Consider the following 14,207-nt stretch of genomic DNA (forward strand, 5'->3'; position numbering starts at 1 on the left):
GCCATGAACCGCAGAGAAGCCCGTTCCCGTTCCGCCCGCACCATCCGCCCCGCCGCCCCGTCGACAACACCTCCCACCTGCCGCGGCGTTCCGGCTCGCGTGAGCCTGCTGGCCGGCGTCGTAGCAGGCGCCGTGTGCGTGGGCCTGTCGACGGCGCCGGCCTCGGCATCCACCGCGGAGCCCGTCGTGTCCCGCGGCGTCACCATCCCCACGTTCTACAACCCGCCGACCGAACTGCCCGCCGCCAACGGCACGTTGATCCGTACCGAGTCGATGCCGCTCGGGCTCAGCATTCCCGGCCTGGACGGCCGCCCCATGCCGGGCACCGCGACCCGCTTGATGTACAAGTCCACCGACTCCGCCGGGCAGCCCGTCGCGGTGACCGGGGCCTACATCGAGCCCTCGACCACCTGGAAGAAGCCCGGGCCGCGCCCCCTGGTGGCCGTGGCCTCGGGCACCATGGGCCAAGGTGACCAGTGCGCGCCCTCGTTCGCGCTGCAACATCCGCTGACCCTCAACGGCAACACCGTGTCCGTGGGCTACGAGGCCCTCGCCATCTACCGGATCCTGGCCACCGGGGCAGCAGTGGTCATCACCGACTACGTCGGCCTAGGCGTCACCGACCGCCTTCACACCTACGTCAACCGGCTCGACCAGGGGCACGCCCTGTTGGACGCGGCCCGCGCAGCCCGTGTCGTCCCCGGGGCGTCAGTCACCACGGACTCCCCGACCGGCCTGTACGGCTACAGCCAGGGCGGCGGCGCCAGCGCGGCCGCCGCCGAACTCCAGCCCTCCTACGCCCCCGACGTGCAACTTGCCGGAACCTACGCCGGCGCTCCACCCGCGAACCTGACGTCAGTCATCAAGGGCATCGACGGCAGCGCGCTGGCCGGGGCGCTGGCCTGGGCGATCAACGGCTTCGCCCAAGCCGACCCCGACCTGCGAACCGTCGTGGAAGCCAACGTCAGCGACGCGGGCAGGGCCGCGCTCGAGGACGCGTCAACCATGTGTGTCGGCGACGCGCTGTTCGGCCTCGGCTTCACCCGCAGCAGCACCTGGACCAGCAACGGCAAGTCCATCGGGGACATCATCGCCACAGACCCCCGAGCGAAGGCCGCCCTGGACAAGCAGCGCATCGGCACACATGAGCCGGCCGGACCGGTGCGGGTGGCCACCGGTGTCCAGGACGACATCGTGCCCCACTCGCAGGTCCGACAACTGGCCGTGGACTGGTGCGCCAAGGGTGCCGACGTGACCTACGAGGCCATCAATCTTCCCAACCTCGGCGACAAGATCCTCACCAACCACCTCGTGCCTCTCATCACCGACCAGGGTGACGCGATCTCCTGGCTGACGGACCGGCTCTCCGGCAAGCCGGCCACCTCCAACTGCCAAACGCTGCCCCTCCAGCCCTGACGCGCCCCCCTTCTGCCGGGACAGCGGCCTCCGGCGGAAGGGGGCCTCCCCACAACGAACCGTATGGGGAGGCCCACGCTGCGGATGTCGGCAGCAGAGGCCACATCGACCTCACCGAGTGGCCGGGCACCATCATCGCGCCCCACTGGCAACGCGCCACCGCCGGCCACCAGAATCACGTCATGGACGCAGGACTTGCAGGACGACGCGCGTCTTCGGGCTCGGCATGGTGACGGCGGCCGACCTGAGTGGCGTCGTACCCCACACCCCCGCAGCCGGCTGGACCGTGGCTGCGGCCACGATTGCGACGCTGCTTCGAGGCTGCATCCGCTGGGGCAGGTAGGCCCCGGTGTCCTATCGCTGACCCACGGTGCAAGGTAGAGGTTCCTTCGCAGGTCGCCGCAGCCCGTGCGGCCGCCCGCACCACGCCCGCCAAAACGTCCCACAAGGCACCGCGTCGCACACGAGACGGCATGGCGCGCGTGGCGGGACCTGGTCCGGGACACGCAGGCCGCGGTCACGCAGTACGCGAAGGAGCAGGGCATCGCCCGGCACGAGGCCGAGGCGGACGTGAAGGCGAAGGCCCGCGCCGGCGAGGCGCCTTCCGAGCCGTAGACGCAAGGCCCGACGCCAAGCTCGACCTGCGCAACTGATGGAGCCCGCCCGGCTGGAAGAGGCGCTGAAGTTCCGGGCGGGGCTCGCTTTGATCCTCGCGCGAGCGCGCTTGCTACCGCCTGCGCGACCCGGCCATTCGAGCGACCCCGGAACTGTGGCGAGGGCGCTGGGTGCGCGCGCAGAGCTCCGGCAACAGACACCCCGCCCCCAGTACAGCCGTGTATCCGGTGAAGTTCCTGGACGACGGGGACAGGCGGCGAGAGGGCTTTCCAACTGCGTAGATAGCAGTGGGTGATTGATCGAGATGCAGAGGGTGACGGGGCCTGTTTCGCTGATGTGGCCCTCTCTTCCTCATCACCCAAGGAGTGATCATGAGCGCTGCAGGCGAATCCGGTCGTGCCCAGCAGATGCGTGCTCGGGCCGCGGACCTGGAACAGGCCGCGGAACGTGCCACTGACCCGCAGGAGCGTCAGCGTCTGAAGGACCAGGCCCGCCAGCTCAAGGAGCAGAGCGAGCACGCAGGAGGCACGGGCAGGCCGGACATCGACCCGACGATGTAGCCCCGGTTCTGCGGCACAGACACCGGCCGGTGGCCGGCCTCCGTGGCATTCCTGCACGCGAGAGGCCCCGGCCGGTCACTGCTTCTCTCCACTCAAGAACAACGCCTCCGCCGCCATCGACCCCGGCAACGGATCCCGCCGGCCACTCAGCCACTCTGGTGCGCGCGTGCGGCTTTCACCGACTCCTCCAGTGCGGCCATCAGCTCCACCGCCGGCCCGGGCCCGGGCGGCGCGGCCAGCTCGCCGCCGGACACCTTCGCCTCGACCAGCTGCTCAAGTGCGTGACGGTACTCGTCTTGCAGCTGATCGACCTCGACACCCGCGAGTTCGCGCATCAGGACCTCAGCGAGCTCCAGCTCCCGGTCGGTGACCGGCGCGGACGGGGCGAGGTCCCCCGGATCGCGCAGTTCGTCCTGCCACAGCAGCGTCTGGAGGATGAGCACGCCGTGGCGTGGCCGCAGCAGCCCGATCCGTTCCCGGGAGCGGACAGCGACCTTGCACACGCCGACCGGCCCGGTGCGGGCGAGCGCCTCGACGAGCAGCGCGTACGGCCGGTCAGCCTGCGGGCCGCCGGGGCCCACGTAGTACGGCCTGCTGAACGAGATCGGGTCGATGTCCTGCCCGGGCACGAAACCAAGCACCTCCACGACATGCCTGGTCGCCAGCGGCAGACGCTCCAGGTCCTGATCGGTCAACAGCACCAGCCGCCCATCCGGCAGCTCCCAGCCCCGCCCGACCTCCTCGTACGGGATCTCACGGTCCTCGGCCTCACAGAACCGCCGGTGCTGCACCCTGCCGCTGTCCGCGGCATGGATCTCCCGAAGCCGGACGTGGTGCTCCTCGGTCGCCGAGAACAGCTTCACGGGCAGCACGACCAGCCCGAACTCGATCACGCCGGACCACAGGGCCCTCATGCCTCCAGCGTCCATCGCCACCGCTCGGGGTGTACCTCGGCCACGTGGCGTGTACCGGTCGCGGCGGAGGTGGACGACGGTACGACCCGGCACCCCACAGTGTCGCTGCGACGGCTGCATCCCGACCTGCTGTAACGCGGCTCCAGCGACCACCCGATGGATACATGTTCCGGTGTGCCCAGACTTCAGTGGCCGAGCATCGTGGATCGTGCTGCCGCCATCGTCACCAGCTACGACCGGGTCGGCGGCTGCACCCTCCGACAGGCGTATTACGGACTCGTCTCGGAGGGCCTGATCCCGCACACCGCGCCGACGTACCGGCGTCTGTCCCGCGGCCGGTCTGTTTCGACGACATCCAGTGCGACTACGCCCGGCTGTTCCTCGCCCCTTGGACGCCGTTTTGCCGGAGCGGCAACAGGAGTGGCGTGACCGGACCACGATGGGTGACGTTGGGCCCATGACCGACAACATCACAGCGGGATCGCCCGCGTCTGACACTTCCTTGCCTGGCGACGGATACGTCGGAGACCCCGCGGTGCGGGCGGAGTGGGACAACCGATACGCCGACCGACGACAGCTGTGGAGCGGCCAGCCCAACGGTGCGCTCGTGGCCGAGGTCGCCGGGCTCACGCCCGGCCGGGTGCTCGACGTCGGCTGCGGCGAGGGCGCGGACGCCGTCTGGCTCGCGCGCGGCGGCTGGGACGTGACCGCGCTTGAGGTCTCGGGAGTGGCGCTGGAGCGGGCGGCCGGGCACGCGCGGGACGCAGGCGTCGCCGTTCGCTGGGTACACGCCGCGCTGACGGAAGCGGCGCTCCCGCCGGCCTCCTTCGACCTGGTCTCCGCGCAGTATCCAGCCCTGCTGCGCACCCCCGACGCCGCAGCCGAGCGAGCGCTGCTCGCGGCCGTCGCGCCCGGCGGCGTGCTGCTGCTCGTACACCACGCGGGGATGGACACCCAGCAGGCGCACGACAGCGGCTTCGACCCGGCTGACTACGTGTGGCCCTCGATGGTTGCCGCCCTGCTCACCGACGACTGGAAGGTGGAAGTGAACGAGCAGCGACCACGCGTGGCACCCGACGGCGGCGCCGGCGCGCACCATACCGACGACCTGGTGCTGCGTGCGCGACGGCTGCGCTGAGCCCCTCCGCTCACAGCAGGCCCGGCATCTGGGCAGACTGGATGACCGAGCCACCGAGAACGGGCTGCGGCCTCTCCACTGTCACGGCGATCGCCGCGAGGTACGCGGCTTCGACCGGCCCATGGTCACTGACCGCCTCCTCGGCACCGGTGTAGTGGCCGTGCTCGTTACGGTCGGCGGGGTCGTACTTGGTGATCCGGTGAACTAAGGACGGCGGCACGTTGCTCCCTGCGCGGTCAGAAGGGGCGCCAGCATTGGAAATGGCCTTTCCAGTGCTGGGTATCAGCTGCTGAGGTCGAACACACCCCAGGTGGTGAACGGCTCGGCCTGGACGTAGATCCTGCTTCCTCGGCCGACAACCCGCCGACGGCCGGGGGCAGAGCCATCGGGCAGGGTGAGCAGGCCGACGTCCTTTGACTCGACGGATGTTTCGATGATCTCTCCGTGGGCGAGTCGGTCCCGCTCCTCGCCGTAGCCGCCGTAGAAGGCAACCCGCTCACCGTGGACGGCCACCGCATGGGAGCCCCGTACACGGTTCGCCCACACCCTCACGGGCCGATCGGGGCGGTCGGGGCGTATCTCGACGAGCGGGAAGTCCGTGTATGGGCACGCCCAGGCGGCGGTGCCCGACACGTTCAGGGCGTAGCAGTCGAAGAGACCGGGGATGCGGGCGTCGTCTGACGTCCAAGCGAGTCGGCCCGTGGCGCTCCAGCAGCGGATTGGCTACAGCACGATGGAACGCTGTCGCGCGTTGGACAAACCTGGTGGGGACCACCACTTCTTCCACAAGAACAACTGACGGACAAGGACCACAGTGAGCAAAGGCGACATCACGGATCGCTTCCGGCAAGCCGGACTGGGCGTCGGGGAGTTCGTGGACGACGGGACGAGTCCGACGGTCACCGAGGCGTTCCTGATGACGGCGAACATCGACACTGTGCCGTCGGCCCGGGTGCCGAAGCGTGACGAGGATGCCCTGCGCCGGGCTCAGGACCTGTGGCTGTCGGTAGCCGGGCAGCGGGGCGTCGTCACACCCGACGGCGCCTTCCTCACGGCCGCCGGTCTGAACGAAGGCTGGCTCCGCGTCACGCTCACGCCCGACACCGACCTCTCCCGACTCACGGATCCCTCCGGCGGCATCGAGTTCCTCACCCGCTCACCGGACGGTTCCCGGCTCTGCGCGATCTCCACCGAGGGCGGCGAGCACTGGGTCATCGACGAGGCGTACCCGCCGGCGGACGACGAGGACGACTGACGCAACCCCTCACCATGACCCGACGCACGACGGCACCAATGACACCAACGGCACGGGACCTGGAAGTACGAGACCGGGCGCTACGACCCGCCGGGCCATGCGCCCAGAGCGCGCGGAGGGAAGGAAGCTGCGCATGGCACTGATGGTCGTCATGAGACTCGCGTAGAAGCCGGAGCGGTCTGCGATGTCGCCGACGAGGCGGTGGACGGAATCGCTCAGTGCGGCGTTGAGGCGTAAGCCTCGGAGCGAAGGAGTGTTCAGGGAAGGGAGGCGATCCGGAGCAGGCGCGGCCCAACTCGCTCTCACACCGGGCGATCCCATCCTTTTCCGCAGGTCAGAACTGGATGAAGCTGTGGACTACCCGCAGACGAAGAACCTCCTGACAGCTTTGGCAGTAGCCACGCTCGGGAGAGCGGTCGGCGCTTACTGGACGTGCCTCTAGCATCCGAAACGAGTCGGCACTATACGAGGAAGCTCAACCGCACCTGACGGTTGGCATTATCCCTGTTCGTGTCCGCGAAACTCCGTTAAGACAACCCAGGCCATCCGGCTCTGGCGATGTACCGAGGCGGCAGCGTCCGGCATGCGCACCCTGGTCCTGCGCCACCTGTCCGCCTTCGGTCCCGCGCTCCCCTCGAACGTGGCCCGGTTCGCCCTCGTACAGAAGGGGAGGGTGCAGGCAGCACTGAAGGAACTGACGGACGAGGTACGTCAGTTGAAGCCCTCGGAGGGCGGAGCCGAACCCCTCTACGACGTACTGGACGGAACGACCCCGGCCGAGGACGTCGCCGCGCCGCCCCGCCTCCTGCCCATGTGGGACAGCACGCTCCTCGCGTACGTGGACCGAGGCCGCGTCATCCCGCCCGCGTACCGCAAGCACGTGACCCGGGTGAACGGGGACGTGCTGCCGACCGTGCTCGTCGACGGGTACGTGGCGGGAGTCTGGCGCGTCGCAAGCGACGGCGCGGGCATCGAGATCGGCGCGTTCCACGAGCTGCCCGGCCCCGCGGGGGAAGCCCTGGAGGCCGCGTGCCACGACCACTTGACGATCACCCAGGTCAGGATCGGCGCCATCACCACGGGGCCGAGGGAGGCCCCCGCTGAGACGATTCCCGCAGGAAGCGCCCGCTTCTCCGCCGGGAACCGGGACTGGACGGCCTGGTTGGCGAGCGCGAAGGCCGGCCCCTCGGCGAACCCGAGGACGAGTCGGCAGAGCATGAGCACGGTGAAGCTGACGGTCCCGACCAGCGGCAGCATGGTGGCGACCCACACGACCATGAGGCCGCCCAGGAGCCAGCGCAGTCCGATCTTCCCGGAGAGCGCGCCCAGGAGAATCGCTCCGGCGAAGAACAACCAGAAGAAAGCACTCTGGATGACACCGAATTGCTGTGCCGAAATACCCAGGTCCTTCAAGATGTCCTGTGCGGAAAAGCCGATCACGGCCTTGTCGGCGTAATTGAGGAGCATGAACAGCGCCAGCAGTACGGTGACGCTCCATGCGCCCGTCCTCGTTGCTGTGGCGGGGGCCGGTTCCGCCTTCTGCATCGTTCGAGTCATGAAAATTCCTCGCAGTGAGGGGCATGAGGGGCGAGGCGCCGGATGCGATGGACCGACGCGGTCGGGGCAGGGTCAGATGTCTGCTCGCCGGACAAACTGCGAAGACCAGGTTGCGATCTCGCGCACTCTTATTCAAGTCACGTCGACTGATCGCGTCCAAGACCGATATTCACCCGGACTGACTGTGGTTGCCTATAGATCGCACAACACGTGTGGTCCGCTAAATCACCAGCCACACAGGTGAGTTCGCGACGCCGACCGACACCTACACCTACACCGCAGGTACTCGTACATCGCTTGCGCGGGGGCGCGGGATGACCGCCGCTGCGGATCGCGAGCGGGCGCGCTTGAAGACGTGTCGAGGTAGTCGACTGCGATCAGGTGCCGGATGGTGGGCAGCCTGTCCACCATCTCAGCGATCTCCGGACGTCGGTCGAACTCCTTGCCTCCGTAGCAGTGACCGTCGGCAGCGACGAGAACCGTAGGCTGCGCAGGTACCCGGCAACGCGGTCACCGGGTCGTCGTACACCCATTTCGCGAAGGGACGACTTCACCCCCCGCACGACGACGGAATCGGCCAGCACCTGCGTCGTGAGCGGCCGGAACGGGGCTTCACGCCGGAGACGCTCGCGGGGAAGACGGGCTTGTCCCGCAGCTACCTCAGTAACGTCGAGCGCGACGTGAACAGCCCGACGATCAACACGCTGCGCACGATCGTCGACGCCCTCGGCACGACGCTCAGTCAGCTGCACAATCCCATGGGACGGCTCGAGATGATGCTGCTGGAGGTGACCCCCGGGGTGTCCTCCGGCGAGAGTCCGCACAGCCATGCGGGAGAAGAAGTCGGTCTCCTCCTGAGTGGAGAGCTGGACCACTGGGTCCCCGCCGGGCTTCTGACGACCAGCCGGGAACAGCTCGCAGGCCCCACGCCGGCGACCTACGTCTCCCCGGAAGGATCATTCAGCCGCGGCGACGTGAAAGTGCCGTCGAGGCTGCGGAGTTGTGCACCGTGAACGAAACCGTGCCCGGCAGGTAGCGGTCGTCCGACCACTCCAGCGGCGTGCCCGCCGGGTCCGTCGCACGCCGTCGCTCCCTCATGAGAGGCGAGCCCGGGTCGCAGCCGAGCAGGCGGGCGTCCTCGTCGTCGGCATAGACGAGGTCGACGGTGTGCTCGGCGTCGGCGAACACCACCCCCTGGTCCGCCAGGGGCTCGGTGTGTGAGATGGCATCGGGGTCGAGGCCGGCGATCACGGCGCCGATGTGCTCGGGGTAGATGGTCCGCTCGATCATGATCGGGACACGCGACAGCGTTCGCAGTCGCAGCACCCGGTGGATCTGCGTGCCGGGCTCCAGGCCGAGCTGCTCGGCCTCCAAGGGGTTGGCGGGACCGCTGCTGATGTCTATCGTGCGCCCGCCCGGTACTTCTCCGAGCGCGCGTGCCCAGCGGGTGAAACTCAGCAGTTCGAAGAAGCTCTGGGTACGTGCGGTGCCGAGCACGACGCGCCGCGTGCCACGACGGGACGTGACCAGGCCGTTGGCGCGCAGCACCGCCAGCGCCTGACGGACGGTGCCACGCGAGACGCCGTGCTGCTGGGCGAGCTCTTCCTCGCTGGGCAGCCGGCCGCCGGCTCCATAGGCCCCGGAAGCGATGGCCTCGCGCAGTTCGGTCGCCAGCCGCCGGTATCGGGCCCCGGCCGCCCTGCCGCCCGCGCCGCCCGCAGCCCCCGCGCCTGCCATGTCGCTCTCCTTCTCCCTGAGCCGCCCGTCGCCGCTCTGACGTGACCCTATCCGCTCGCCACCCCTGGCTGACCGGCCCGGTGGCCGACGTCCGCCGACGCACACCCTCTTCCTGCGAAGGCCGTCGACACGTGCACCGGAGTTCACCTTCCGGTCACCGCTCTCCGAGGTAATGCATCACGTTGCTTCAAGTTGTACAGCCAACTTTGATCCCTCAGGAGAACCCTGTGAGACTGCGCCACGTCCGCTCCGCGGGCCTCGTCTGCTCTGTCGTCCTGGCCGCGATTGGGCTCAGCGCATGCAGTTTGACCAGCACAAATGATGTAAGCGGCAGCGGCGGGAAAGCCGCAACCGCGACCTCGGCGAAGGACCTCGGCGGCATGGACGCCCTCGTCGCGGCCGCAAAGAAGGAGGGCAAGTTGAACGCCATTGCCCTTCCCCGTGACTGGGCGAACTACGGCGAGATCATCGACACCTTCGAGAAGAAGTACGGGATCAAGGTCGACGTCGAGAACCCCGACGGCTCCAGCCAGGACGAGATCACCGCGGTGACCTCCCGCAAGGGCCAGGAGCGGTCTCCGGACGTCATCGACGTGGGCAGCGCCTTCGCCATCAGCGCGGCCCAGCAGAACCTGCTGGCGCCGTACCGGGTCAGCGCGTTCGACCAGATACCGAAGACGCAGAAGGACGCTCAGGCCCGCTGGTACAACGACTTCGGCGGCTACGTCTCCATCGGCTGTGACGCGGCGCGGGTGAAGAAGTGCCCGGAGACCTTCGGTGACCTGCTCGACCCGCAGTACAAGGGCCAGGTCGCCCTGACCGGCAACCCGGCGAAGTCCGCCTCGGCCTTCGGTGCCGTGTACGCCGCGGCACTCGCCAACAAGGGCTCCTTCGACGACGTCAAGCCCGGCCTGGACTTCTTCGGCCGCCTGAAGAAGTCCGGCAACTTCAACCCCGTCGAGTCGAGCGCCGCGACCATTCAGAAGGGCGAGACGCCGATCAGCATCACCTGGGACTTCCTCAACGCCGGGTACGCGGACCAGCTCCGCGCCAAGGGCGTCGACTGGAAGGTCAGCGTCCCGGCCGACGGCCTGTACGCCCAGTACTACTCGCAGGCCGTCGTGAAGTGGGCGCCGCACCCGGCCGCGGCCCGCCTGTGGCAGGAGTTCCTGTACAGCAGCGAGGGCCAGAACCTGTGGCTCAAGGGCTACGCCCGCCCTGCGCTGATGCCCTCGATGCAGAAGGCCGGAACGCTCGACGCGACCTTCGCCGCCAAGCTCCCGAAGGTCCCCGGCAACGCCACGGTCTCCTTCCCGACCGAGGCTCAGATCGGCAAGGCCAAGCAGGCCGTCGCCCAGGGCTGGTCCCAGGCGGTCACCGGATGAGTGTCCTCCAGACAGCGGCCCGCGGTGAGCGCAAAGCGCGCTCCGCGGGCCGCGGGACCGGCCCCCGGGCCGGCCGGCGGGGCCTTTCCCGCATGACGCGGTGGCTCGGTGCCGCGCCGCTTCTCGTCTTCGCCGCCGTGGTGTTCGGCCTTGTGCTCGGCATGATGGTGTACGGCGCGTTCACGACGCCCGAGACCGTGCCGGGCGGAGCCCGCCTCACCGGAGCGAACATGACCGCTTCGCTGCACGGCGCCTACCTGACCGCGCTGACCGGCAGCGTCAGGCTCTCCGCCCTCTCCGCGCTGATCGCCACCGTCGTCGCCCTGCCGCTCGCCCACGTCGTGGTGACCTCACGGTTCCGCGTCCTGCGCGAGGCGGTCCTGGCGGGCTCCGGTGTCCTGGCGAACTTCGGCGGTGTGCCGCTCGCGTTCGCGTTCGTGGCGACGCTCGGCAACGCCGGCGTGCTGACGACCCACTTCCACCTGCTCGGCCACGGCTGGGACCTGTACAGCTTCTGGGGCCTGACCCTGGTCTACCTGTACTTCCTGGTTCCACTCATGGTCCTCTCGCTCACCCCTGCCCTGGAGGGGCTTCGGCGGCAGTGGCGGGAAGCCGCCCACAACAACCGCGCGAACACCTTCCGGTACTGGGCACATGTCGCGCTGCCCATCCTCACGCCCTCGCTGCTCGGCGGCTACGTGCTGCTGTTCGGCACCGCGTTCAGCGCGTACGCGACCGCCGCCGCGATGGTCGGCAGCTCGGTGCCGCTGGTCACCATGCAGATCGCGGACGCGCTGTCCGGCGACGTCCTGATCGGCCAGGGCAACGTGGCGCTCGCGCTCGGTGTCGACATGGTGCTGGTCGCGGGGCTCGTCATGGCCGTTCAACTGCCGCTGCAGCGAAGGAGCGTGCGATGGCTCGCCTGAGTACGTTCCGATTCCCGTTCCGATTCGGCCGCGCCGCCGTGCTGTTGCTCGCCGGTGCCTACTTCCTCGTCCCGCTCGCCTGCGCCGTCGCCTTCAGCATCGGCGCCGGCGTACCGGGCCGGAGCGTCAGCTTCGATGCCTACACCGGCGTCATCGGCGCCGACGGCTTCACCGACAGCCTGACGCTGACCCTGAAACTCGCCGCCGCCACCATCGCGCTCGTTCTCGGCCTGCTGGTGCCCGCGCTGGTCACGGTACGGCTGGCCGCACCGGGCCTGCGCACACTCGTCGAGATCGTGTGCCTGCTGCCGCTCGTCGTACCCGCCGTCGCCCTGGTCGCCGGAATCAGCGCGGTGCTGCGCTGGGGACCGGACCATTTCGCCGGCACGCCGATCTTCCACGTCCTGGTCGCGCTCCAGGACCCGAACTTCCCCGTCGTCCTGGTGCTCGCGTACACGCTGATGGCGCTGCCGCTGGCGTACCGCATGCTCGACACCGGGCTCGCGGCCATCGATCTGCGGGTGCTCGTCGAAGCCGCCCGGGCCTGCCGGGCGTCCTGGCCGCGCACCCTCTGGCAGGTGGTTCTTCCCAACCTGCGCGGGGCTCTGCTCAACACAGCGTTCCTGACTCTGGCGCTGGTGCTCGGCGAGTACACCGTCGCCGCGATCCTCGGCTACCGCCCGTTCGCCGTGTGGATCCTCGCCATCAGCGGCTCGCAGGCCCAGATGTCGGTGGCGGTGTCGGTGATGGGCCTGCTCTTCACCTGGGTGCTGCTGCTGGTCATCGCCACAGCCGGACGCACCCGCCGTCCCAAGGAGACCTCATGACCCTTCAGATCGTCGAACCCGAAACCAGCGACCGGACGCGGACCGGTGCCACCGTCGAGTTCCGCGGGCTTCGCCGCTCCTTCGGCGCCACGACGGCCCTCGACGGCCTGGACCTGACGGTCGAGCCGGGCGAACTCGTGGCCCTGCTCGGACCGTCCGGCTGCGGCAAGACCACCGCACTGCGGACCCTCGCCGGATTCGAGCGGCCCGACGCGGGCACGGTGCTCGTGGACGGCGAGGACATCACGGCAGTCCCCGCGCACCGCCGCGACGCGGGCATGGTGTTCCAGTCCTACAGCCTCTTTCCGCACCTGACTGCCCTCGACAACGTCGCCTTCGGGCTGCGGATGAGCGGCATCGGCAAGGCCGAGCGGCGTGCTCGCGCCGCCGAACTCCTGGATCTTGTCGGGCTGCCGCAGCACGCCGGCCGCTATCCGCATCAGCTGTCCGGAGGCCAGCAGCAGCGGATCGCCCTGGCGCGGGCCCTGGCGCTGCGGCCACGCGTGCTGCTGCTCGACGAGCCGCTGTCCGCGCTCGACGCAAAGGTGCGTCTGACGCTCCGTGAGGAGATCAGGCGCCTCCAGAAGCAACTCGGCATCACCACCTTCTTCGTGACGCACGATCAGGAGGAGGCGCTCTCCATGGCGGACCGGGTCGCAGTGATGCGGGCCGGGAAGCTGGAGCAGTGCGCACCCCCCGCGGAGCTGTACGCGCGCCCGTCGACCGCGTTCGTCGCGGAGTTCGTGGGCGTGATGAGCCGGATACCGGCCCGCCCCGGGCCGGACGACGGGACCGTGCAGGTGCTGGGCCGCACGCTGCCGGTCGACGGGCGGCTGCCGGACGCCGACGGTACTGCGGACGTCGATGCAGTCGATGTACTGGTACGGCCGGAGGCGGTCGAGGTCGCCGCGGACGAGGAAGGTACGTCCCGGATCGTGGGGGCGTCCTTCCTGGGCGCGACGACGCGGCTGGCCGTGCGCCTTGCCGACGGCGCCGAGGTGACGGCCGATGTGCCGACCCACGCCATGGCCACGCTCCCGGTCGGTGCGGCAGTGACGCTGACGCTGCCCGACCGCCCCGTCCTCGTGGACGCCCGATGAGACGACGCCACCGTCTCGGAACGCACCACCACCCCACACCGGAGAACCTCACCTTGACCTCTCACCTCGCCACAACACCCCACCACCTCCCCGCCGCTGTCCTCTTCGACATGGACGGCACACTCGTCGACACCGAACGCCTGTGGTGGGCCGCGGCGGAACAGGTCGCCGACGGGATCGGACGGCCCCTGACCGACGCGGACATGCCTCATGTGCTGGGCCGCGCGTCCGCGCACACCGCCGCCCACCTGCACCGCACCGCCGGCCCCTCTGCCTCCGACCTCGACGTCGACTCGCTGGCCGCCGAGCTGGATGCCGTCTTCACCGCCCGCGTCGCCCGTGAGATCGTCCCGCGACCGGGCGCGGTGCGGCTCCTGGACGAACTGGCCCTGGCCGGTGTGCCGACGGCGATCGTCTCCGCTTCGCCGCGCCACGTCGTCGACCTCGTACGCAAGGCGCTGGGCCACGACCGGTTCGCGCTGACCGTCGCGGTCGAGGACACCGCCCGTACGAAGCCGGCGCCCGACCCTTACCTTGCCGCGGCCGCCGAACTGGGCGTCGAACCGCACGCGTGCGTGGTCGTCGAGGACACGCCGACGGGTGTCGCCTCGGCGGAGGCAGCCGGGTGCGCGGTCCTCGCCGTGCCCTCCACCGTACCGATCGAGCCCGCGCCCAACCGGACGGTCCTCGACTCCCTGGAGAACGCGGACCTGACCCTGCTCAGCTCCCTCGTCGTCTCAGCCGTGCCAGTCGCGTCAACGGAAAGGAACTGACCCC

The 14,207-nt window shown here is 69.5% G+C and carries 15 protein-coding genes and 2 pseudogenes; 12 read left to right on the plus strand and 5 right to left on the minus strand.

All coding sequences use genetic code 11. The features are described from left to right. Positions 1 to 3 precede the first annotated feature (3 nt). The 3 genes from EOT10_RS16745 to EOT10_RS16755 all read left to right on the plus strand — a co-directional run bounded on the left by EOT10_RS16745 (position 4) and on the right by EOT10_RS16755 (position 2,591). The gene (locus EOT10_RS16745; protein WP_127829019.1) at positions 4 to 1,416 is read left to right on the plus strand and encodes a lipase family protein; all 1,413 of its coding nucleotides are present in this window, start codon (positions 4 to 6) and stop codon (positions 1,414 to 1,416) included. 408 nt (positions 1,417 to 1,824) lie between these two features. Beyond that, positions 1,825 to 2,031 carry a hypothetical protein gene (locus EOT10_RS16750; protein WP_127829020.1) on the plus strand — a complete coding sequence of 69 codons (207 nt, stop codon included), beginning with the start codon at positions 1,825 to 1,827 and terminating at the stop codon, positions 2,029 to 2,031. 371 nt (positions 2,032 to 2,402) lie between these two features. Beyond that, a complete protein-coding gene (locus EOT10_RS16755; protein WP_127829021.1) occupies positions 2,403 to 2,591 on the plus strand; it encodes a DUF6381 family protein in 189 nt (62 codons plus the stop codon). 146 nt (positions 2,592 to 2,737) lie between these two features. Here the strand turns inward: EOT10_RS16755 and ku are convergent, their stop codons facing one another. Continuing rightward, a complete protein-coding gene (gene ku, locus EOT10_RS16760) occupies positions 2,738 to 3,505 on the minus strand; it encodes a non-homologous end joining protein Ku (RefSeq protein WP_189491673.1) in 768 nt (255 codons plus the stop codon). 457 nt (positions 3,506 to 3,962) lie between these two features. Here ku and EOT10_RS16765 point away from each other — a divergent pair, with 457 nt between their 5' ends. Continuing rightward, the gene (locus EOT10_RS16765; RefSeq protein ID WP_127829023.1) at positions 3,963 to 4,643 is read left to right on the plus strand and encodes a class I SAM-dependent methyltransferase; all 681 of its coding nucleotides are present in this window, start codon (positions 3,963 to 3,965) and stop codon (positions 4,641 to 4,643) included. 10 nt (positions 4,644 to 4,653) lie between these two features. Here the strand turns inward: EOT10_RS16765 and EOT10_RS43125 are convergent, their stop codons facing one another. Together EOT10_RS43125 and EOT10_RS16775 are read right to left on the minus strand one after the other, a co-directional pair. After that, a complete protein-coding gene (locus tag EOT10_RS43125; protein WP_431313295.1) occupies positions 4,654 to 4,863 on the minus strand; it encodes a hypothetical protein in 210 nt (69 codons plus the stop codon). A 62-nt stretch (positions 4,864 to 4,925) separates the two neighbouring features. Continuing rightward, positions 4,926 to 5,276, minus strand: a complete 351-nt coding sequence (locus EOT10_RS16775) for a hypothetical protein (protein ID WP_223281010.1) — start codon at positions 5,274 to 5,276, stop codon at positions 4,926 to 4,928. A gap of 181 nt (positions 5,277 to 5,457) precedes the next feature. Here EOT10_RS16775 and EOT10_RS16780 point away from each other — a divergent pair, with 181 nt between their 5' ends. Then, positions 5,458 to 5,898, plus strand: a complete 441-nt coding sequence (locus EOT10_RS16780) for a hypothetical protein (RefSeq protein ID WP_127829024.1) — start codon at positions 5,458 to 5,460, stop codon at positions 5,896 to 5,898. Positions 5,899 to 6,442: 544 nt separating this feature from the next. Continuing rightward, positions 6,443 to 6,931: pseudogene (locus EOT10_RS43130) on the plus strand (DNA glycosylase AlkZ-like family protein); the annotation flags it as partial. Between the two features lie 50 nt (positions 6,932 to 6,981). Here the strand turns inward: EOT10_RS43130 and EOT10_RS43135 are convergent. Then, positions 6,982 to 7,455: pseudogene (locus EOT10_RS43135) on the minus strand (MFS transporter); the annotation flags it as partial. Between the two features lie 584 nt (positions 7,456 to 8,039). Between EOT10_RS43135 and EOT10_RS16790 the strand changes: the two are divergent. Then, complete coding sequence (locus EOT10_RS16790; protein ID WP_223281041.1) at positions 8,040 to 8,468, plus strand: helix-turn-helix domain-containing protein; 429 nt, start codon at positions 8,040 to 8,042, stop codon at positions 8,466 to 8,468. Here EOT10_RS16790 and EOT10_RS16795 read toward each other — a convergent pair. Continuing rightward, positions 8,416 to 9,192 (minus strand): GntR family transcriptional regulator, encoded by a 777-nt coding sequence (locus tag EOT10_RS16795; protein ID WP_127829026.1) that lies wholly within the window; start codon positions 9,190 to 9,192, stop codon positions 8,416 to 8,418. The two genes, EOT10_RS16790 and EOT10_RS16795, sit on opposite strands and share 53 nt — an antisense overlap. A 380-nt stretch (positions 9,193 to 9,572) precedes the next feature. Between EOT10_RS16795 and EOT10_RS16800 the strand changes: the two genes are divergently transcribed. From EOT10_RS16800 to EOT10_RS16820, 5 genes are all read left to right on the plus strand, one after another. Continuing rightward, positions 9,573 to 10,577, plus strand: coding sequence for an ABC transporter substrate-binding protein (locus tag EOT10_RS16800; protein WP_431313296.1), 1,005 nt, complete (start codon positions 9,573 to 9,575; stop codon positions 10,575 to 10,577). 92 nt (positions 10,578 to 10,669) lie between these two features. After that, a complete protein-coding gene (locus EOT10_RS16805; protein WP_223281011.1) occupies positions 10,670 to 11,503 on the plus strand; it encodes an ABC transporter permease in 834 nt (277 codons plus the stop codon). Then, entirely contained in the window at positions 11,491 to 12,330 is an 840-nt protein-coding gene (locus EOT10_RS16810) for an ABC transporter permease (RefSeq protein WP_127829028.1), read from the plus strand. Before EOT10_RS16805 ends, EOT10_RS16810 begins: the two co-directional genes overlap by 13 nt. Then, positions 12,327 to 13,430 carry an ABC transporter ATP-binding protein gene (locus EOT10_RS16815; RefSeq protein ID WP_127829029.1) on the plus strand — a complete coding sequence of 368 codons (1,104 nt, stop codon included), beginning with the start codon at positions 12,327 to 12,329 and terminating at the stop codon, positions 13,428 to 13,430. Before EOT10_RS16810 ends, EOT10_RS16815 begins: the two co-directional genes overlap by 4 nt. A 53-nt stretch (positions 13,431 to 13,483) precedes the next feature. Continuing rightward, on the plus strand, positions 13,484 to 14,203 hold the full coding sequence (locus EOT10_RS16820; protein WP_223281012.1) for an HAD family hydrolase: 720 nt from the start codon (positions 13,484 to 13,486) through the stop codon (positions 14,201 to 14,203). Positions 14,204 to 14,207 lie beyond the last annotated feature (4 nt).

The organism is Streptomyces antnestii (assembly GCF_004005495.1).
In the GTDB taxonomy this organism is placed as follows: Bacteria; Actinomycetota; Actinomycetes; order Streptomycetales; family Streptomycetaceae; genus Streptomyces; species Streptomyces antnestii.

What these genes read in the sequence shown, in the direction of transcription:
- EOT10_RS16745 (WP_127829019.1), top strand. Translation starts at nt 4, where the DNA reads ATGAACCGCAGAGAAGCCCGTTCCCGTTCCGCCCGCACCATCCGCCCC.
- EOT10_RS16755 (WP_127829021.1), top strand. Translation starts at nt 2,403, where the DNA reads ATGAGCGCTGCAGGCGAATCCGGTCGTGCCCAGCAGATGCGTGCTCGG.
- ku (WP_189491673.1), bottom strand. Translation starts at nt 3,505, where the DNA reads ATGAGGGCCCTGTGGTCCGGCGTGATCGAGTTCGGGCTGGTCGTGCTG.
- EOT10_RS16765 (WP_127829023.1), top strand. Translation starts at nt 3,963, where the DNA reads ATGACCGACAACATCACAGCGGGATCGCCCGCGTCTGACACTTCCTTG.
- EOT10_RS16795 (WP_127829026.1), bottom strand. Translation starts at nt 9,192, where the DNA reads ATGGCAGGCGCGGGGGCTGCGGGCGGCGCGGGCGGCAGGGCGGCCGGG.
- EOT10_RS16800 (WP_431313296.1), top strand. Translation starts at nt 9,573, where the DNA reads ATGGACGCCCTCGTCGCGGCCGCAAAGAAGGAGGGCAAGTTGAACGCC.
- EOT10_RS16805 (WP_223281011.1), top strand. Translation starts at nt 10,670, where the DNA reads ATGACGCGGTGGCTCGGTGCCGCGCCGCTTCTCGTCTTCGCCGCCGTG.
- EOT10_RS16810 (WP_127829028.1), top strand. Translation starts at nt 11,491, where the DNA reads ATGGCTCGCCTGAGTACGTTCCGATTCCCGTTCCGATTCGGCCGCGCC.
- EOT10_RS16815 (WP_127829029.1), top strand. Translation starts at nt 12,327, where the DNA reads ATGACCCTTCAGATCGTCGAACCCGAAACCAGCGACCGGACGCGGACC.